Origin of the sequence: Nocardioides terrae (assembly GCF_900112345.1) — a bacterium.
Taxonomy (GTDB): domain Bacteria; phylum Actinomycetota; class Actinomycetes; order Propionibacteriales; family Nocardioidaceae; genus Nocardioides; species Nocardioides terrae.
Genome location: NZ_FOLB01000003.1, coordinates 320,743 through 339,034, shown reverse-complemented (window position 1 = coordinate 339,034; position 18,292 = coordinate 320,743). Strand labels below are relative to the sequence as shown.

Annotated in this window: 16 protein-coding genes; 11 read left to right on the top strand and 5 right to left on the bottom strand. The window is 71.2% G+C overall.

Features of this window, described 5'->3' with window-relative positions:
• Window positions 1–96 precede the first annotated feature (96 nt).
• The gene (locus BM236_RS06350; RefSeq protein WP_245750171.1) at window positions 97–1,506 is read right to left on the bottom strand and encodes an aspartate aminotransferase family protein; all 1,410 of its coding nucleotides are present in this window, start codon (window positions 1,504–1,506) and stop codon (window positions 97–99) included.
• A gap of 269 nt (window positions 1,507–1,775) precedes the next feature.
• Here BM236_RS06350 and BM236_RS06345 point away from each other — a divergent pair, with 269 nt between their 5' ends.
• Complete coding sequence (locus BM236_RS06345) at window positions 1,776–2,711, top strand: zinc metalloprotease (RefSeq protein ID WP_091121476.1); 936 nt, start codon at window positions 1,776–1,778, stop codon at window positions 2,709–2,711.
• Window positions 2,712–2,768: 57 nt separating this feature from the next.
• On the opposite strand, the gene gabT is transcribed toward BM236_RS06345, so the two are convergent.
• Together gabT and BM236_RS06335 are read right to left on the bottom strand one after the other, a co-directional pair.
• Entirely contained in the window at window positions 2,769–4,106 is a 1,338-nt protein-coding gene (gabT, locus tag BM236_RS06340; RefSeq protein WP_091121474.1) for a 4-aminobutyrate--2-oxoglutarate transaminase, read from the bottom strand.
• Between the two features lie 58 nt (window positions 4,107–4,164).
• Complete coding sequence (locus BM236_RS06335) at window positions 4,165–4,944, bottom strand: alpha/beta fold hydrolase (protein ID WP_091121471.1); 780 nt, start codon at window positions 4,942–4,944, stop codon at window positions 4,165–4,167.
• 39 nt (window positions 4,945–4,983) lie between these two features.
• On the opposite strand from BM236_RS06335, the gene BM236_RS06330 reads away from it, so the two are divergent.
• From BM236_RS06330 to BM236_RS06305, 6 genes are all read left to right on the top strand, one after another.
• Entirely contained in the window at window positions 4,984–6,099 is a 1,116-nt protein-coding gene (locus tag BM236_RS06330) for a 1-deoxy-D-xylulose-5-phosphate reductoisomerase (protein WP_245750170.1), read from the top strand.
• Window positions 6,096–7,445 carry a M50 family metallopeptidase gene (locus BM236_RS06325; protein ID WP_091121467.1) on the top strand — a complete coding sequence of 450 codons (1,350 nt, stop codon included), beginning with the start codon at window positions 6,096–6,098 and terminating at the stop codon, window positions 7,443–7,445. Before BM236_RS06330 ends, BM236_RS06325 begins: the two co-directional genes overlap by 4 nt.
• Before the next feature lie 18 nt (window positions 7,446–7,463).
• Entirely contained in the window at window positions 7,464–8,615 is a 1,152-nt protein-coding gene (gene ispG, locus BM236_RS06320) for a flavodoxin-dependent (E)-4-hydroxy-3-methylbut-2-enyl-diphosphate synthase (protein WP_091121465.1), read from the top strand.
• A 27-nt stretch (window positions 8,616–8,642) separates the two neighbouring features.
• The gene (locus tag BM236_RS06315; protein ID WP_091121463.1) at window positions 8,643–9,491 is read left to right on the top strand and encodes a GNAT family N-acetyltransferase; all 849 of its coding nucleotides are present in this window, start codon (window positions 8,643–8,645) and stop codon (window positions 9,489–9,491) included.
• A gap of 144 nt (window positions 9,492–9,635) precedes the next feature.
• Window positions 9,636–11,402, top strand: coding sequence for a proline--tRNA ligase (locus BM236_RS06310; protein WP_091121462.1), 1,767 nt, complete (start codon window positions 9,636–9,638; stop codon window positions 11,400–11,402).
• A gap of 20 nt (window positions 11,403–11,422) precedes the next feature.
• On the top strand, window positions 11,423–12,139 hold the full coding sequence (locus BM236_RS06305) for an HAD family hydrolase (protein ID WP_091121460.1): 717 nt from the start codon (window positions 11,423–11,425) through the stop codon (window positions 12,137–12,139).
• Between the two features lie 151 nt (window positions 12,140–12,290).
• Here BM236_RS06305 and BM236_RS06300 read toward each other — a convergent pair whose 3' ends face one another.
• Both BM236_RS06300 and BM236_RS06295 read right to left on the bottom strand, forming a co-directional pair.
• The gene (locus BM236_RS06300) at window positions 12,291–12,731 is read right to left on the bottom strand and encodes a ferritin-like domain-containing protein (RefSeq protein WP_091121458.1); all 441 of its coding nucleotides are present in this window, start codon (window positions 12,729–12,731) and stop codon (window positions 12,291–12,293) included.
• Window positions 12,728–13,207, bottom strand: a complete 480-nt coding sequence (locus tag BM236_RS06295; RefSeq protein WP_139230041.1) for a hypothetical protein — start codon at window positions 13,205–13,207, stop codon at window positions 12,728–12,730. The genes BM236_RS06300 and BM236_RS06295 overlap by 4 nt, the downstream gene beginning before the upstream one ends.
• Window positions 13,208–13,304: 97 nt before the next feature.
• On the opposite strand from BM236_RS06295, the gene rimP reads away from it, so the two are divergent.
• From rimP to infB, 4 genes are all read left to right on the top strand, one after another.
• Window positions 13,305–13,823, top strand: a complete 519-nt coding sequence (gene rimP / locus BM236_RS06290) for a ribosome maturation factor RimP (RefSeq protein ID WP_091121451.1) — start codon at window positions 13,305–13,307, stop codon at window positions 13,821–13,823.
• Window positions 13,823–14,800: a transcription termination factor NusA gene (nusA, locus tag BM236_RS06285; RefSeq protein ID WP_091121449.1), complete on the top strand. Its 978-nt coding sequence runs from the start codon at window positions 13,823–13,825 to the stop codon at window positions 14,798–14,800. The genes rimP and nusA overlap by 1 nt, the downstream gene beginning before the upstream one ends.
• Window positions 14,801–14,907: 107 nt before the next feature.
• The gene (locus tag BM236_RS06280) at window positions 14,908–15,237 is read left to right on the top strand and encodes a YlxR family protein (protein WP_091121447.1); all 330 of its coding nucleotides are present in this window, start codon (window positions 14,908–14,910) and stop codon (window positions 15,235–15,237) included.
• 111 nt (window positions 15,238–15,348) lie between these two features.
• Entirely contained in the window at window positions 15,349–18,192 is a 2,844-nt protein-coding gene (gene infB, locus BM236_RS06275) for a translation initiation factor IF-2 (protein ID WP_091121444.1), read from the top strand.
• Window positions 18,193–18,292: the final 100 nt, after the last annotated feature.

Sequence of the window (18,292 nt, the reverse complement as noted above, 5' to 3'; positions counted from 1 at the left end):
AGACGCCGAGTCGGCAGAAGCTCTTCACGGGTCTGAGGGCTTCTGCCGACTCGGTGGTCCGCGCCGGCTAACCCACGCCGGCGGCCGGGAGCGGGATCAGAGCAGCGAGTAGGCCTTGTCGAGGACGACGCGCAGGATCCGCTCGATCTCGTCGAACTCGGGCTGCCCGACGATCAGCGGCGGTGAGAGCTGGATGACCGGGTCGCCGCGGTCGTCGGCGCGGCAGTAGAGGCCCTCCTCGTAGAGCGCCTTGGAGACGTAGCCGTAGAGGATCCGCTCGCACTCGTCCTCGGTGAAGGACTCCTTGGTCTCGCGGTCCTTGACCAGCTCGATGCCGTAGAAGTAGCCCGAGCCGCGGACGTCGCCGACGATCGGCAGGTCGTAGAGCTTCTCCAGCGTCGAGCGGAACGCCGCCTCGTTGGAGGAGACCCTCTCGAGGATCTTCTCGTCCTCCATGATCTGGAGGTTCTTCAGCGCCACGGCGGTGGAGACCGGGTGGCCGCCGAAGGTGTAGCCGTGGGCGAACATCTGGCCGTCGGCGAGGAAGGGCTCCATCAGCCGGTCGGAGGCGATCATCGCGCCGAGCGGGGAGTAGCCCGAGGTCAGGCCCTTCGCCGAGGTGATGATGTCGGGCTCGTAGTCGAACTTCTGCCCGCCGAACCATGTCCCGAGCCGGCCGTAGGCGCAGATGACCTCGTCGGAGACGAGCAGGACGTCGTACTCGTCGCAGATCTCGCGCACGCGCTGCCAGTAGCCGGGAGGCGGCGGGAAGCAGCCGCCCGCGTTCTGGACCGGCTCGAGGAAGACGGCGGCGACCGTGTCGGGGCCCTCGTTCTCGATCGCGACCGCGATCTGGTCGGCGGCCCAGCGGCCGAAGGCCTCGGCCGAGGCGTCGTCGGTCACGTCGATCAGGCCACCGGTGATGGAGTCGGCGCGGTACACGTTGGTGTTCGGGACCCGGAAGGTCGAGGGCACCAGCGGCTCGAACTGCTGCTTGAGCGACGGCAGCCCGGTGATCGACAGCGCGCCCTGGGTGGTGCCGTGGTAGGCGATCGCGCGGCTGATCACCTTGTGCTTGAGCGGCTTGCCGACCAGCTTGTAGTAGTTCTTGGCCAGCTTCCACGCCGTCTCGACCGCCTCGCCGCCGCCGCTGGTGAAGAAGACGCGGTTGAGGTTGCCCGGCGCGAGGCCGGCCAGCTTCTCGGCGAGCTCGATGGCGGCCGGGTGGGCGTAGGACCACAGCGGGTGGAAGGCCAGCTGCTGGGCCTGCTTGGACGCCGCCTCGGCGAGCTCGGTGCGGCCGTGGCCCAGCTGGTTGACGAAGAGCCCGGCGAGGCCGTCGAGGTACCGCTTGCCGTGGACGTCGTAGATGTAGGCGCCCTCGCCCTTCACGATGATGGGCACGTCGGCGCTGTCGTAGGAGGAGTGCCGCGTGAAGTGCATCCAGAGGTGGTCCTTGGCGGCACGCTGCAGGCGAGCGAGGTCGGGGGCGTTGTCCGGGTCCATGGGTCCCATGCTCCCTGGAGATACCGCAGGATGCAAGTGAATCCGTCGCCGTTGCGCGGACTCGACGACGGAATCCGTTGTGGCGAGCGGGGAAGACTTCCAGGATTCGCCGTGGCGACGCAGGATCCAGTCGTCGCCGGCAGCGGGTCTGCACCTTTGTGCAACGCATGAACTCGCAGGCCCGGCGGGCTCGGTCCCGACGGCATCAGGGATGAGGATCAGCGACTAGTTGCCGCCGACCCGGTGGCCCTCTCGGGAGGAAACAACCCATGCCCCTGTCGCGCCACCTCACATCCCTCGCAGCCGGAGCCGTCGCGGCCGGTGCGCTCCTCGCCGTCGCACCGAGCGGTACGGCGACCGCCGCTCGTCCGGAGGCCGCCGGTTGTCAGGTCAACGAGTCCGGGACGCCCGCCTTCGCCGCCCGCGGCGGCACCGGCGGCGACACCCGCGCCGTCAGCGCCGCCGAGCAGAAGCGGATCCAGGCGGACCTCGAGAAGCGGCTGGCGGCCAAGAAGGGGGCGACCGCCGCCTCGAGCGGTCGCATCGGCGCCACCGTCCCGGTCTACTTCCACGTGATGCTGAGCGCGAGCGGCGCGGGTGACGTCACCCAGTCCCAGATCGACCAGCAGATCTCCGTGCTCAACCGTGACTACGCGGGCGGCAAGTCGTCGACCGCGGCGGACCTGGGCGTCACGTTCACGCTGGCCGGCGTCGACCGCTACAAGAACAACTCCTGGCACCAGGACAAGCAGTCGTCGACGTACCGCAGGCAGACCCGACTCGGCGGCAAGAACGCCCTCAACGTCTGGCTCGTCGACTTCAGCTACCTCGGCATCGCGACGTTCCCGTGGGACTACGCCCGGCAGGGCGCCATCGACGGGATCCGGGTGCAGTACTCCTCGCTGCCGGGCGGCAGCATCGCCAACTACAACCTCGGCGAGACCGCCAGCCACGAGGCCGGCCACTGGTTCGGGCTCTACCACACCTTCCAGGGCGGTTGCACCGCCACGAACGACGAGGTCACGGACACGCCGGCCCAGTCCAGCGCCACCAGCGGCTGCCCCGCGGGTCGCGACTCGTGCTCGCTGCCGGGTCTGGACCCGATCCACAACTTCATGGACTACAGCTACGACAGCTGCTACCTGGAGTTCACGCAGGGCCAGGCCGACCGGGCCTCGCAGATGTGGGCGGCGTACCGCGCCTGACCCACGCGCCGAGTCGGCAGAAGCTCGGAGAGCTTCTGCCGACTCGGCGCTGAGAAGTCAGGCAGTGGCGGAGAAGGCCTCGGCGACGACATCGAAGGCCTCCTCGAGCAGCTCGTCGCTGATCGAGAGCGGGGGCAGGAAGCGGAAGACGTTGCCCCACGTCCCGCAGGTGAGGACGACGACGCCCTGGGAGTGGCAGTACGCCGCCACGCGTGCCGTCCGGGCGGCGTCGGGCTCGAGCGTCCCGGGGGTGGTCAGCTCGATCGCCATCATCGCGCCGCGGCCGCGCACCTCGGCGATGACGGGGTGGGCGTCCTTGAGGGCGTCGAGACGGGCCCGCATGAGCGCACCGATGTCGCGGGCGCGGCCGGCGAGGTCACCGGTCTCCATCTCCTCGATCGCGCCGAGCGCCGCCGCGCAGGCGACGGGGTTGCCGCCGTAGGTCCCGCCGAGCCCGCCGGCGTGGACCGCGTCCATCACCTCGGCGCGACCGGTCACGGCGGCGAGGGGGAGGCCGCCCGCGATGCCCTTGGCGGTGGTGATCAGGTCGGGGACGACGCTCTCCTCGTCGACCGCGAACCACGCGCCGGTGCGGCAGAAGCCGGCCTGGATCTCGTCGGAGACGAAGAGCACGCCGTTGGCGCGGCACCAGTCGGCGATCGCGGGCAGGAACCCGGGCGCGGGCACGACGAAGCCACCCTCGCCCTGGATCGGCTCGATGACGACGCAGGCGAGGTTGGCGGCGCCGACCTGCTTCTCGAGCACGTCGATCGCGCGGGCCGCCGCCTCGGCGCCGGAGAGGCCGTCGCGCAGCGGGTAGGACATCGGCGCGCGGTAGACCTCGCCGGCGAAGGGCCCGAAGCCGTTCTTGTAGGGCATGTTCTTCGCCGTCATCGCCATCGTCAGGTTGGTGCGACCGTGGTACGCGTGGTCGAAGACGGCGACGGCGTCGCGTCCGGTCGCCACGCGGGCGATCTTCACGGCGTTCTCGACCGCCTCGGCGCCGGAGTTGAACAGCGCCGACTTCTTGGCGTGATCACCCGGCGTCAGCTCGGCGAGCTTGGCGGCGACGTCGACGTAGCCGTCGTACGGCGTGACCATGAAGCACGTGTGGGTGAACGCGGCCAGCTGCTCGGTCGCCCGTGCGACGACGCGGGGCGCGGCGTTGCCGACCGTGGTGACGGCGATGCCGGAGCCCAGGTCGATGAGGCTGTTGCCGTCCACGTCCACGAGCACGCCGCCGCCGGCCGCGACCACGAAGACGGGCAGAGTCGTGCCGACACCGTCGGCGACGTAGGCCTTCTTGCGGTCGAGCCGCTCGAGCGAGCCCGGCCCCGGGATCGCGGTGACGAGCTTGCGCTGCTGGGGGACGGTCGGGCCGCCGATCTCGGTCATGGGGAGAGGGTATGACGCGCGGATCCGTCTGTTGAAGCCGCCGGCGCCACGGATCCGGTCAGCTTCGCGCAGGAGCGCGACGGACGGGGAGCGCGGTGGGCGGCGGCACCGGTCCCTGCAGGAACTCGGTGATCAGCCCGGCCACGAGCGCCGGCTTCTCGACCGGCACCGCGTGGGAGGCGCCGGGCACGACGGCGAGCTGCCCGGCGCGGAGCCCCTCGAAGAGGGCGACGGTGTGCGCCAGGGCGACCATGTCGTCGTCGCCGACGAGCACGAGGGTCGGGGTGGCGACGGCGGCCAGGTCCCCGGGAGCCAGGGTCGGCTCGGTGCGGGCCAGCGTGTTGAACTTCTCGAGGACCACCGGGAAGTGGTCGCGGCCGTCGGGGGAGCGCCGCCCGTAGGACTCCGCCATCCCTGCCGAGACCCCAGGATCCTCGGCGAGCCCGTCGAGGACGATCCCGTCGTGGTGGAAGTTGGTGCCGATCAGCACCTGCCGAGCGATCAGGTCGGGGCGCCTGCGGCTGGCCAGCAGCGCGGCGATGCCGCCGTCGCTCCAGCCGACCACGTGCACCGGGCCGCCACCGAGCAGCTCGACCACCGCGATCACCTCGTCGGCCATCGACTCGTAGTGGAACGGCTCGTCGGTGTCGGCGGTCCAGCCGTGGCCCTTGCGGTCGAAGGCCACCAGCTCGTACGACGACCCGAGCGGCTCCTCGAGCGCCGTCAGCAGCTCCTCGCTGCAGCTCAGCCCGCCGTGCAGCAGCAGGATCGTCTCCGAGCCGCTGCCGCAGCGGTGCAGCCAGGTCGGATGACCGGCGACGTCGACGTACTCGCCCATGATCGCCACGTTAGCGACGACGCCTGGGAGGATGGTGACGTGCAGGACCCCCGCGACCCCCGTCAGATCGTCATCCTCGGCAGCACCGGCTCGATCGGGACCCAGGCGCTCGACCTGGTCCGGTCCAACCCGGACCGCTTCCGCGTCGTCGGACTGACCGCCGGTGGGAGCAACCCGGAGCTCTTCGCGCAGCAGGTGGCCGAGTTCGGTCCCGCCTTCTCCGGACTCGGCGAGGAGGCGAGCGTGGAGGCCGCTTCCATGGGCGCCGACGTGGTGCTCAACGGCATCACCGGCGCGGTGGGGCTGCGTCCGACGCTCGCCGCTCTCGACGCCGGCAACACCCTCGCGCTGGCCAACAAGGAGTCGCTCATCATGGGCGGCCCTCTCGTGCGCGACCGGGCGAAGCCCGGCCAGATCGTGCCCGTCGACTCCGAGCACTCGGCGATCGCCCAGTGCCTGCGCGGCGGCGCCGCGTCGGAGGTACGCCGCCTGGTGCTGACCGCCTCGGGCGGCCCGTTCCGTGGGCGGTCCCGCGCGGACCTGGAGCAGGTGAGCGTCGAGGAGGCGCTCGACCACCCGACGTGGGCCATGGGTCCGGTCATCACGATCAACTCGGCGACCCTGGTCAACAAGGGGCTCGAGGTCATCGAGGCGCACCTGCTCTTCGGCATCCCCTTCGACCGCATCGAGGTCGTGGTGCACCCGACAAGCGTCGTCCACTCGATGGTGGAGTTCGTCGACGGCTCCACGCTGGTCCAGGCGAGCCCGCCGACGATGCTGATCCCGATCGCGCTCGGCCTCGCCTGGCCGGACCGCGTCCCGGACGCAGCCCCGCCGGTCGACTGGTCGACCACCAACACCTGGGAGTTCTTCCCGCTCGACGACGAGGCGTTCCCGGCCGTCTCCCTGGCGCGGGCGGCGGGGGAGCGGGGCGGCGTCGCGCCGGCGGTCTACAACGCCGCCAACGAAATGTGCGTCGATGCCTTCCGGCGCGGGGCGCTGCCGTTCACCGGCATCGTGGACACGGTGGAGAAGGTGCTCGCGACCGCTGACGACGTACTCTCGAAGCAGCCGCTCACCGTCGACGACGTGCTCGCCGCCGACGCGTGGGCACGGACCACCGCCACCCAGCTGATCGGAACCGGAACCCGATGACCGCCGTCTACTACGCCCTCGGCGTGGTGCTCTTCTTCGTCGCGATCCTCGCCTCGATCGGCCTGCACGAGCTGGGCCACCTCATTCCGGCCAAGGCGTTCGGCGGCAAGGTCACGCAGTACTTCATCGGGTTCGGCCCCACCGTCTGGTCGACCCAGCGCGGCGAGACCGAGGTCGGCGTCAAGGCCATCCCGCTGGGCGGCTACGTCAAGATCATCGGGATGCTCCCGCCCGACGCCGAGGACCTCGGCGAGCGGCAGCCCGACGGGTCGCTGAAGGTGCGCAAGTCCAACACCGGGATGTTCACCCAGCTGATCTCCGACGCGCGCGCGGCGGAGTGGGAGCTGGTCCAGCCAGGCGACGAGGACCGGCTGTTCTACCGGATGGCGTGGTGGCGGAAGGTGATCGTGATGGCCGGCGGGCCGACGGTCAACCTGCTCATCGCCTTCGCGCTCTTCAGCGTGATCTTCGGTGCGTACGGCGTCCGCGAGCTCAAGGCCGACAGCGGCCGGCCGGTCCTCGACGAGGTGTCGCAGTGCGTCGTGCCCTACGTCGAGCAGCGGACCGACTGCCGTGCCGACGACCCGGCCTCGCCCGCGGCGAAGGCCGGGCTGAAGCCGGGCGACACGATCACCAGATTCAACGGCGTCGCCGTCGGCGACTGGGACCAGCTCAAGGACCTGGTCCGCGCCAACGACGACGGCACCGCGACGATCGGCTACCTGCGCGACGGCGTCGAGCACACCGCGACGACGAACACCACCGTCGAGGCGCGACCGGACTCCGCGACCGACACCACCCTGCGGGAGGTCGGCTTCCTCGGCGTCTCGCCGACGACGCGCGTCGTCGCGACCAAGGGCGGCCCGATCTTCACGCTGGAGCAGATGGGTGGGATGACCCGCGACAGCGTGGTCGCGCTGGCCCATCTGCCGGTCAAGGTCTGGGGCGTCGCGAAGGCGATCGCCGGTGTGTCCGAGCGTGACCCCAACGGCCCGGTGAGCATCGTCGGCGGCGGCCGGATCGCCGGGGAGGCGGTCTCGGAGCAGGACTTCCCGCTGCTCGACAAGGTGATGTTCCTGCTCGGCCTCGTGGCGGGCTTCAACCTCTTCATCGGCCTGTTCAACTTCGTGCCGCTGCTCCCGCTCGACGGCGGCCACATCGCCAGCGCGCTCTGGGAGGCGCTGCGCCGCGGCCTCGCCCGGCTGCGGCGGCGGCCCGACCCCGGCTACGTCGACGCGGCCAAGCTTCTCCCGGTCGCCTACGTCGTCGCCTCCGCGCTGCTCGTCATGGGCGGCGTCCTGATCGTCGGGGACCTCGTGGTCCCCGTTCACCTGCAGTCCCAGTAGACACGGATACTTGACGCCATGACCGCCATCAGCCTCGGCATGCCCGCCGCCCCGCCGCCGGTGCTCGCTCCGCGCCGCCGGACCCGCCAGATCCAGGTGGGCAAGGTCGGCGTCGGCAGCGACCACCCGATCTCGGTGCAGTCGATGACGACCACGCTGACGGCCGACGTCAACTCGACCCTGCAGCAGATCGCCGAGCTGACGGCCTCCGGCTGCGACATCGTCCGCGTCGCCTGCCCGAGCCAGGACGACGCCGAGGCGCTGGCCGAGATCGCCCAGCACTCGCAGATCCCGGTCATCGCCGACATCCACTTCCAGCCGAAGTACGTCTTCGCCGCGATCGAGGCCGGCTGTGCCGCCGTACGCGTCAATCCCGGCAACATCCGCGCCTTCGACGACCAGGTCAAGGAGATCGCCGCCGCCGCGAAGGACCACGGCACCTCGATCCGGATCGGCGTCAACGCGGGCAGCCTCGACAAGCGGCTGCTGGAGAAGTACGGCAAGGCGACGCCCGAGGCGCTGGTCGAGAGCGCCGTCTGGGAGGCCGGCCTCTTCGAGGAGCACGACTTCCACGACTTCAAGATCTCGGTCAAGCACAACGACCCGGTGATCATGGTCCGCGCCTACGAGCTGCTCGCCGAGCGCGGCGACTGGCCGCTGCACCTCGGCGTCACCGAGGCGGGCCCGGCGTTCCAGGGCACGATCAAGTCCGCGACCGCGTTCGGCGCCCTGCTGAGCAAGGGCATCGGCGACACCATCCGCGTCTCCCTCAGCGCGCCTCCGGTCGAGGAGGTCAAGGTCGGCATCCAGATCCTGCAGTCGCTCAACCTGCGCCCGCGCAAGCTCGAGATCGTCAGCTGCCCCTCGTGCGGCCGCGCCCAGGTCGACGTCTACAAGCTCGCCGAGGAGGTCACCGCCGGCCTCGAGGGCATGGAGGTGCCGCTGAGGGTCGCCGTCATGGGCTGTGTCGTCAACGGCCCGGGCGAGGCCCGCGAGGCCGACCTCGGCGTCGCCTCCGGCAACGGCAAGGGCCAGATCTTCGTCAAGGGCGAGGTCATCAAGACGGTGCCCGAGTCGCAGATCGTGGAGACGCTCATCGAGGAGGCGATGAAGATCGCCGAGGGCATGGAGGCCGTCGACGGCATGGCGCCGTCGGTCAACGTCGGCTGAGCCGGCCGACATGGTTAGGCTCGCCCCGTGCTCACCACGCGTCAGGGGATCCGGCCTCTCGGCCCCGCGGACCTGGACGCCTTCCTCGCGCTGGTGATCACCGACCCGGTCGTCAACGTCTTCGCCGACTACCGGGCACGCACCACCGGCCTCGAGCCGCGCTGGCTCGGCGGCGAGATGTGGGGTCGGTACGCCGGCGGGGCGCTCGTGGCGGCCTGCCACGTGGGCGCCAACCTGGTGCCGATCTGCGCGACCGACGAGGACGCCCGCGCCTTCGGCGAGCGGGCCCTCACCCGCGGCCGCACGGTCTCGACGATCGTCGGGCCCGACGACGCGGTCCGGTCGTTCTGGAACACCGTCGCCGGCTCGTGGGGTCGTCCGCGCGACGTCCGGTGGGGTCAGCCCCATCTCCAGCTCGACGGGGATCCTGTCGTCGAGGGTGACCCGCTGGTCCGGCGTACGAACCGGGCCGACCTGGCGGAGGTCTACCCGGCCTGCGTCGCGATGTACACCGAGGAGGTCGGCGTCTCGCCCGAGCACGGCGGCGGCGCCGAGCTCTACCGCGCCCGCGTCCTCCAGCTGATGTCGCGGGGCTGGTCCTTCGCCAGCTTCGACGAGTCCGGCCGGCTCGTCTTCAAGGCCGAGGTGGCCTGCGCGTCGCCGTACGCCGCCCAGATCCAGGGCGTCTACGTCGTGCCCGACATGCGCGGCCGGGGACTGGCGACCACGGGCATGGCCGCGGTGGCCCGGATCGTCCGCCGAGAGATCGCGCCGGTCGTCTCGCTCTACGTCAACGACTGGAACGTGCCCGCGCGGCGCGCCTACGAGCGGGTCGGCTTCGTGGAGTCGGCGCGGTTCTCGACGATCATGTTCTGAGGCATGTTCTGAGGCATGTTCTGAGGGGACGGGTGCGTCTGGGCGATCGGTGCGGGCCTGAGCGCGTCGGACCGGACTCGATCACCCATCTGCATCCATGTCCCGGAGTACCTGCGGTGCTGGTCGAGCCGTAACCTTCTGCTCATGCTGATGCGGATGTCGACCCTGTTCGTGCGGACCCTGCGAGAGGACCCCGCGGACGCCGAGGTGCCGAGCCACCGGCTCCTCGTCCGGGCCGGCTACATCCGTCGCGCCGCGCCCGGCATCTACAGCTGGCTCCCGCTCGGCCTGCGCGTGCTGCGCAAGATCGAGGGGATCATCCGCGAGGAGATGGACGGCATCGGCGCGCAGGAGGTCAGCTTCCCGGCGCTGCTGCCCAAGGAGCCCTACGACGCGACCGGCCGGTGGACCGAGTACGGCGACGGCATCTTCCGGCTCAAGGACCGCAAGGACGGCGACTACCTGCTGGGCCCGACCCACGAGGAGATGTTCACGCTCCTCGTCAAGGACCTCTACAGCTCCTACAAGGACCTGCCGCTCAGCCTCTACCAGATCCAGAACAAGTACCGCGACGAGGCGCGTCCCCGCGCCGGCCTGCTCCGCGGCCGCGAGTTCATCATGAAGGACTCCTACTCCTTCGACGTGACCGACGCCGGCCTCGAGGAGAGCTACCAGCGGCACCGCGACGCCTACGTCCGGATCTTCGACCGGTTCGGATTCGACTATGTCGTCGTGAAGGCGACCTCGGGCGCCATGGGCGGCTCGGCGTCGGAGGAGTTCCTGGCCAAGGCGGAGGTCGGCGAGGACACCTACGTCCGGTGCACGAAGTGCGACTACGCCGCCAACGTCGAGGCGGTCCAGGTGCGCCCGCCCGCCCCGCAGCCGTACGACGACCTGCCGGCCGCGCACGCGGAGCAGACGCCCGACACCCCGACGATCGAGTCCCTCGTCGCCCACCTCAACGAGCGCTTCGCGCGCGAGGACCGGCCGTGGGCCGCGGGCGACACGCTCAAGAACGTCCTCGTCGTCCTCAAGCACCCCGACGGCACGCGTGAGCCGCTGGCCATCGGCCTGCCCGGCGACCGCGAGGTCGACCAGAAGCGCCTCGAGGGCCAGCTGGAGCCGATCGAGGTCGAGGCGATGGACGAGGCTGAGCTCGCCAGGCACCCCGCCCTGGTCAAGGGCTACATCGGCCCCGGCGTGCTGGGCGAGCAGGGCAGCAGCGGCATCCGCTACCTCGTCGACCCGCGCGTCGCCCAGGGCACCCGCTGGGTGACCGGCGCCGACGTGCAGGGCCAGCACGTCATGGACCTCGTCGCGGGTCGCGACTTCACCCCCGACGGCACCATCGAGGCCGCCGACGTCCGCGACGGCGACCACTGCCCCCATTGTGACGAGGGCGTCCTGGAGTCCGCGCGCGGCATCGAGATGGGTCACGTCTTCCAGCTCGGCCGCAAGTACGCCGACGCGCTCGGCCTGCAGGTCCTCGACGAGAACGGCAAGCTCGTGACCGTCACGATGGGCTCCTACGGCATCGGCGTCAGCCGCGCGGTCGCCGCGATCGCCGAGGACACCCTCGACGACATCGGCCTGTGCTGGCCCCGCCACGTGGCGCCGTACGACGTCCACCTGGTCGCTGCCGGCAAGGATGAGGCCGTGCTCGCCGCCGCCGACCGCCTCGCCCACGAGCTGGCCGATGCGGGCGTCGACGTCCTCTTCGACGACCGCGCGAAGGTCAGCCCGGGAGTGAAGTTCAAGGACGCCGAGCTGATCGGCGTGCCGACCATCGTCACCGTCGGCCGCGGCCTGGCCGACGGGCTCATCGAGGTCAAGGACCGCCGGACCGGCGAGCGTCGCGACGTGCCCGCGGAGCAGGTGCGCGACCACGTGACCGGTCTGGTCCGGGCCTGACCGGGCGGGCCGGCCCCGCGATGACGGCCGCGCGGACGGTCGAGGCGGTCATCTTCGACTGGGGCGGCACCCTCACGCCCTGGCACACGGTCGACTTCGACGCCGAGGCGCTCGCGCTGGCGCTGGCCGTGCGGGGTGCGCGCGAGGACGAGCACCCCGTGAACGCCGCCCGGCTCCTGGAGGCGGCCCGCACCGTCTGGCGCTGGTCGCGCGAGGAGCAGCGCAGCGCCACGATCGCCGACATCTTCGAGGTGGCGGCGCTCGAGCACGACCCTGACGGGCTGGGCGGCTACTACGACTTCTGGCTGCCACACACCGACACCGACCCGGAGGCGCGCCCGCTCCTCGAGGCGCTGCGGGCCGACGGGCTGAAGGTCGGCGTGCTCTCCAACACCATCTGGCCGCGGACGTGGCACACCGGCTTCTTCGAGCGTGACGGGGTCGCCCACCTGATCGACGCCGACGTCTACACCTCCGAGATCCCCTGGACCAAGCCGTCCGGCGAGGCGTTCCGCGCCGCGATGGAGGCGGTCGGGCTCAGCGACCCGGCCCACTGCGTCTATGTGGGCGACCGGCTCTACGACGACGTCTGGGGCGCCCAGCGAGCCGGGATGCGGGCGATCCACATCCCGCACAGCGTGATCCCGCCCGAGCAGATGGGTCGCACCGAGGGCACGCCGGACGGTGTGGCCCGCTCCCTCGGCGAGGTCCGGGACCTGATCGCAAGCTGGGCCTGACCGTCAACCCTGTTGCAGGTTCTCGCAATGCACAGAGTTGAGGAACGCGTTCGGTGGCCCCTGGGCACGCTCGGTTGCATGATTGTGCACGAGGGCGTCCCAACCGCCAGTCCCCACAGCAGGCGGGTCCCTCGTGGCCTCGTGTCCAGGCCTATGAGTGGTCCGCGAGCTCGTGGATTCCGGGGAACGTCTCGGGAGTTCCCCGGAATCCGAGCTCGCGGACCGCTCCGCTTCTCAGGGCGTTGATCGCCCAGGAGCGCTGAGCGTCGTCGGTGGCCGAGACGAGCCACGCATAGGTCTCCACGCAGGAGCGCTCCAGCGCGAGCGCCGCCCGTCGGATGCCCTCGGTGGCATCGATCCCGTGCGGCGTCGCGTACGCCGGCTCGGGTCCGACCGGCTGCTGCCCGGCATCGGCGATCAGGGACTGCAGCTGGTCGCGGCTGGCGCGGTGACTCTCGTAGGCGCGGCGCAGGTCGGCGTACAGGGCCGGGGCGGTCGTGCGCGACGTGCGGCCACCCAGGATCGCGTAGAGGTAGACCGCCGCGTGCTCGGCGGCAAGGGCCGTCTGCAGCGGCTCGTCGGAGGTGCTCATCGGCTCGCCTTCGGGTTCGGGAGGGCGGCGAGGTGCTGGGCGACGGAGGCGGCCATCGACGCCAGCAGCCGGGCCAGGGCGCCGTCGCTCGCGCGCGTCGCGGCGTCGGTCAGGGTCGACTCGAGACCGCCCTCCGTCGCGCGCAGGTCGGCGGGCGCGGGGGCGGCGGGGGCCGACGGGCTGGCCGACGCCGACGGCGCGCCCAGCGCCGTCAGGTGAGCCTCGTGCACGCCGACGAGCGCCCGGCCCTCGGGGACACGGGCAGCGACGTCGCGTGCGGTCCGGATCGCGGCCGCCGTCGCGTCGACGAGCCGCTCGTCGGCGGTCGGTGGGGGTGGCGTCGGGGAGGTGGCGTCCGGACGCAGGTCGCAGCCGGCGAGCGGGACCAGCACCGCCCCGGCCAACAGCCCCTGGACACTGCGCCGGGAGACGGGCCTGGAGAGGGGCCGGCGGATGGGCCGAGACTGCGATCGCACGCCCGGACCTTACCCAGTGGCGCGGTTCAGACCGTCGCGCGGAGCCGATAGGCTGTGCGGCACAACTGCACCCCACAACAGGACAGGGAGGACTCCCATGAGCGACCCGGCAACAGGAACCGTCAGGGAACGGCTCGAGACCGAGCTCGTGCGTCCGCTCGCCTCCCTGGGGCTCGACGTGGAGGCCGTGGAGATCACGCCGGCCGGCAAGCGTCGCATCCTGCGGGTCGCCGTCGACAAGGATGGCGGCGTGACGCTCGACGACGTCGCCGACGCCACCCGCGAGGTCAACCAGGTCCTCGACGACTCCGACGTGATGGGTGCCCAGCCCTACACCCTCGAGGTGACCTCCCGCGGCGTCGACCGGCCGCTGACCCTGCCGCGGCACTGGCGCCGCAACGAGCGGCGCCTGGTCAAGGTGACCCCTCACGAGGGCGCGGCGTTCACGGGCCGGATCGTCGCCAGCGACGAGGACGGCGTCACCCTCGAGGTGTCGGGCAAGTCGCGGCGGGTCGCCTACGCCGACGTCAAGCGTGCCCTGGTGCAGATCGAGTTCAGCCGACCCGAGGGCGCCTCCGGCGACCTCGGCGATGACATGGAAGAAGGAGACGCCTGATGGACATCGACCTGAGCATCCTGCGGATGCTGGAGCGGGAGAAGGAGATCTCCTTCGACGTCCTCGTCGAGGCGATCGAGCAGGCGCTGCTGACGGCCTACCACAAGACCCCGGGCGCCGAGCCGAACGCGCGGGTCGTGCTGGACCGCAAGTCCGGCCACGTGAGCGTGCTGGCGGCCGAGGTCGACGCCGAGGGCAACGTCCTCACCGAGTACGACGACACCCCGGACGGCTTCGGCCGGATCGCGGCGACGACCGCCAAGCAGATCATGCTCCAGCGGCTGCGCGACGCCGAGGACGACATCAAGTTCGGCGAGTTCTCCGGACGCGAGGGCGACATCATCTCCGGCGTCATCCAGCAGGGCCGCAACCCCGATGACGTGATGGTCGACCTCGGCAAGATCGAGGCGCTGCTCCCGTCCAGCGAGCGGGTCCCCGGCGAGCCCTACGACCACGGCACCCGCATCAAGTGCCTGGTCACCAGCGTCCGCAAGGGCATGCGCGGGCCGCAGATCACCCTCTCGCGCAGCCACCCGAGCCTGGTCAAGAAGCTCTTCGCGCTCGAGGTCCCCGAGATCAACGACGGCATCGTCGAGATCGCCGCGATCGCCCGCGAGGCCGGTCACCGCACCAAGATCGCGGTCAAGTCCAACGTGCAGGGCGTCAACGCCAAGGGCGCGTGCATCGGCCCGATGGGTCAGCGGGTGCGCAACGTGATGGCCGAGCTGCACGGCGAGAAGATCGACATCGTCGACTGGTCCGACGACCCGGCCACGCTGGTCGCCAACGCGCTGTCGCCGTCGCGGGTCAACTCCGTCGAGATCCTCGACGCCGACGCCAGGTCCGCCCGCGTCGTCGTGCCGGACTACCAGCTCTCGCTCGCCATCGGCAAGGAGGGCCAGAACGCCCGCCTCGCCGCCCGGCTCACCGGCTGGCGCATCGACATCCGCTCGGATGAGGAGCCCAGCGACGCGTGAGGGACGAGCGCGGCGCGAGGAGTCGAGACCACTCGGCTGAGAGCTGAGTGCTCGGTCACGCCCCCGTTTCGGGATCCACTCGCCGGAGGCGGTAGAGTGGTCGTCCGGTGGCACGCCAAGACGAAATCCCTGATCACGGTCCTGTTCGGACGTGTATCGGATGTCGGACGCGGGCCGCCAAACGCGAGTTGTTGCGGGTGACCGCCGGCTCGGACGCGAACGGCCAGCCGGCCGTCGTACCCGATCCGACAGCCACCGCGCCCGGCCGTGGGGCGCACCTGCACCCCACGGGCGAGTGCTACGACCTCGCGGTGCGACGGAAGGCCTTTCCCCGAGCCCTGCGGCTCGGGACCGGTCTGCCCGCCGCGCCGGTGGGGGACTACCTCGACTCGATGACCGTGAACGACCCGCCTAGGAATCGGAGCAACAGCTCATGAGCACTCGATGAGTATCTCGCGATGAGCCCCTCCCGCCATTTGCACGGCACCCAGCACTAACGGTCACAGAGAAAAGCCCGCACAACCGGGTCTGTGGCCAGAAGGAGAATTGTGGCCAAGACCCGAGTATCAGAGCTCGCGAAGCAGTACGGCATCACCAGCAAGGAAGCGCTGGAGAAGCTGGGTGCGATCGGTGAGTTCGCCAAGACCGCGTCGTCGAGCGTCGAGCTCCCCGCGGTGAAGAAGTTCGAGGCGACGTACGGCGCCGACCTGCTCGCCAAGAAGACGCCCGACGCCCCCGCGGAGGCCAAGGCGCCCGCCAAGGAGTCGCCGACGCCGGCGCAGACCGAGGCGGCCCCGGCTGCCGCTGCGTCCGCTCCGGCGGAGGCTGCGCCTGCCGCTCCCTCGGCGCCCAAGCCCGGCCCGGCCAGGAAGGCCGCCCCGGCTCCCGCCGAGACGCCCGCCCCGGTCGAGGAGCCGGCCGCTCCGGCCGCCCAGACCCCGGAGGCTCCTGCCGCGTCGGCTGCGCCCGCCGCGCCGCGTGCGCCCAAGCCCCCCACGCCCGGTCCGCGTCCGGCGCCGCGTGCCGGCGCCCCGCGTCCGGGCAACAACCCGTTCGCGCCCAGCCAGGGCATGGGCCGTCGTCCCGCTCCGCCCGCTGCCCGCGACGGTGGCCAGGCCGGCCCCGCCGACGGTGGCGCCGGTCAGCGTCCGCCGCGTCCGCCGGCGGGTCGTGACGGTGGCGCCCCCGGTCGTCCGGGCATGCCGCGTCCCAACCCGGCGATGATGCCGAAGTCCCCGGCCGCGTTCGGTTCGCGTCCCGGCGGTGCGCCGGGTCGTCCCGGTGCTCCCGGTCGTCCCGGTCCGGGCGGCGGCGGTCGTCCGGGTGCCCCCGGTCGTGGCGGCGCGGGTGCCGGTGCCGGTGCCCCCGGTCGCGGCGGCTTCGGCGGCGGCCCTGGTGGCGGTGCCCCCGGTGGCGGCGGCCGTCCCGGTGGTGGCGGTCCCAACCGCCCCGGCCAGCGTGGCCAGGTCGGTGGCGCCTTCGGTCGCCCCGGCGGTCCGTCGCGTCGTGGTCGCAAGTCGAAGCGGGCCCGTCGCCAGGAGTTCGAGGCCATGGAGGCCCCGACGATCGGCGGCATCCGTGTCCGCAAGGGCAACGGCGAGACCGTTCGCCTGCCGCGTGGCGCCTCGCTGACCGACTTCGCCGAGCGGATCAACGTCGACGCCGCCCAGCTCGTGCAGATGCTCTTCAGCCTCGGCGAGATGGTCACCGCGACCCAGTCCGTCGGTGACGAGACCTTCGAGCTGCTCGGCGAGGAGCTCAACTACGTCGTCCAGGTCGTCTCCCCGGAGGACGAGGACCGCGAGCTGCTCGAGGGCTTCGACATCGAGTTCGGGGCCGACGAGGGCGACGAGGCCGACCTGGTCGTCCGTCCGCCGGTCGTGACCGTCATGGGTCACGTCGACCACGGTAAGACCAAGCTCCTCGACGCGCTCCGCAACGCCAACGTCGTCGCCGGCGAGGCCGGTGGCATCACCCAGCACATCGGTGCCTACCAGGTCTCCACCGAGGTCGACGACAACGAGCGCCGCATCACCTTCATCGACACCCCGGGTCACGAGGCGTTCACCGCCATGCGTGCCCGCGGCTCGCAGTCGTCCGACATCGCGGTCCTCGTGGTCGCTGCCGACGACGGCGTGATGCCGCAGACCGTCGAGGCGCTCAACCACGCCAAGGCGGCCGGTGTGCCGATCGTGGTCGCGGTCAACAAGATCGACAAGCCCGAGGCAGACCCGACCAAGGTCCGCGGCCAGCTGACCGAGTACGGCCTGATTCCCGAGGAGTACGGCGGCGACGCGATGTTCGTCGACGTCTCGGCCAAGTCCGGGCTCAACCTCGACAAGCTGCTCGAGGCGATCGTCCTCACGGCCGACGCCAGCCTCGACCTGCGGGCCAACCCGACGCAGGACGCCCAGGGCCTGGTCATCGAGGCGCACCTCGACCGCGGCCGCGGTCCGGTCGCCACGATCCTCGTCCAGCGCGGCACCCTGCGGGTGGGCGACTCGATCGTCGCCGGCCCGGCCCACGGCCGCGTCCGCGCGATGCTCGACGAGTACGGCCACGAGATCACCGAGGCGACGCCGGCGCGTCCGGCCATGGTCCTCGGCCTCTCCGCCGTACCCGGCGCCGGTCAGAACTTCCTCGTCGTCGAGGACGACCGGATGGCCCGCCAGATCGCCGAGAAGCGCGAGGCTCGCGAGCGTGCTGCCATGCAGGCCAAGCGTCGCGTGCGTCGTACCCTCGAGGACTTCATGGCCTCCATGGAGAAGGGCGAGAGCCAGGAGCTCAACCTCATCCTCAAGGGCGACGTGTCCGGCTCGGTCGAGGCGCTCGAGGACGCACTGGCGAAGATCGACGTCGGCGACGAGGTCGGCATCCGGGTCATCGACCGCGGTGTCGGTGCGATCACCGAGACCAACGTCGACCTGGCCGCCGCCTCGGACGCGATCATCATCGGCTTCAACGTCCGCCCGCAGGGCAAGGCGACGGAGCTGGCCGACCGCGAGGGCGTGGAGATCCGGTACTACACCGTCATCTACCAGGCCATCGAGGAGATCGAGGCCGCGCTCAAGGGCATGCTGAAGCCGGAGTACGAGGAGCGGGCCCTGGGCCAGGCGGAGATCCGCGCGATCTTCCGCAGCTCCAGGATCGGCAACATCGCCGGTTGCTACGTCATCTCCGGTCTCATCCGACGCAACGCCAAGGTCCGGGTCATCCGCGACGGCAGCGTGGTCGCCGACAACCTCGACCTCGCCTCGCTCAAGCGGGAGAAGGACGACGCCTCCGAGGTCCGCGAGGGCTTCGAGTGCGGTCTGGTGCTGCGCAACTTCCAGGACATCAAGGAGGGCGACATCGTCGAGGCCTTCGAGATGGTGGAGATCCCGCGCAGCTGATTCGCCGAGGAGTCAATCCGTCAGGTCCGAGGGGTCAATCCGTTCGCTGTGAAGGCGAGGGATTGGCCTCTCGGGCCGTTTGGACTGCCTCCTCGGACCT

Coding starts and splice junctions, on each gene's coding strand:
- BM236_RS06350 (WP_245750171.1), bottom strand. CDS start 1,506: ATGGACCCGGACAACGCCCCCGACCTCGCTCGCCTGCAGCGTGCCGCC.
- BM236_RS06345 (WP_091121476.1), top strand. CDS start 1,776: ATGCCCCTGTCGCGCCACCTCACATCCCTCGCAGCCGGAGCCGTCGCG.
- gabT (WP_091121474.1), bottom strand. CDS start 4,106: ATGACCGAGATCGGCGGCCCGACCGTCCCCCAGCAGCGCAAGCTCGTC.
- BM236_RS06335 (WP_091121471.1), bottom strand. CDS start 4,944: ATGGGCGAGTACGTCGACGTCGCCGGTCATCCGACCTGGCTGCACCGC.
- BM236_RS06325 (WP_091121467.1), top strand. CDS start 6,096: ATGACCGCCGTCTACTACGCCCTCGGCGTGGTGCTCTTCTTCGTCGCG.
- ispG (WP_091121465.1), top strand. CDS start 7,464: ATGACCGCCATCAGCCTCGGCATGCCCGCCGCCCCGCCGCCGGTGCTC.
- BM236_RS06310 (WP_091121462.1), top strand. CDS start 9,636: ATGCTGATGCGGATGTCGACCCTGTTCGTGCGGACCCTGCGAGAGGAC.
- BM236_RS06305 (WP_091121460.1), top strand. CDS start 11,423: ATGACGGCCGCGCGGACGGTCGAGGCGGTCATCTTCGACTGGGGCGGC.
- BM236_RS06300 (WP_091121458.1), bottom strand. CDS start 12,731: ATGAGCACCTCCGACGAGCCGCTGCAGACGGCCCTTGCCGCCGAGCAC.
- rimP (WP_091121451.1), top strand. CDS start 13,305: ATGAGCGACCCGGCAACAGGAACCGTCAGGGAACGGCTCGAGACCGAG.
- nusA (WP_091121449.1), top strand. CDS start 13,823: ATGGACATCGACCTGAGCATCCTGCGGATGCTGGAGCGGGAGAAGGAG.